Annotated in this window: 1 pseudogene; it reads left to right on the top strand. The window is 67.3% G+C overall.

Annotated features, from left to right (window positions below):
• Window positions 1–251: pseudogene (locus tag PU683_RS22340) on the top strand (nitronate monooxygenase); the annotation flags it as partial.

Below are 251 nucleotides of genomic sequence, written 5' to 3'. Positions count from 1 at the left end.
GCCTACGGCCTTGAGCAGGCGCGCCAGCACATCGAACAGACGCGTGCGCTGACCAACCACCCCTTCAACGTCAACCTCTTCTGTCACCGTGCGCCGGTAGCAGATGCGGAGCGCGAAGCACAGTGGTTGCGCTATCTGGCGCCGGAGTTCGAGCGCTACGGCGCGTCCGCGCCGCCCAGCCTGCGCTGCATCTACGAGTCAGCGCTGGGCAATGCGCGGTTGCAGGCCATGCTGCTGGAGCTGCGTCCCGC

Origin of the sequence: Candidatus Kosakonia sp. 282A-S69 (assembly GCF_029433855.1) — a bacterium.
Lineage (GTDB): Bacteria > Pseudomonadota > Gammaproteobacteria > Enterobacterales > Enterobacteriaceae > Kosakonia > Kosakonia cowanii_A.
Note: the sequence above shows the minus strand (reverse complement) of the source record. Positions and strands in the feature narration are given on the sequence as shown.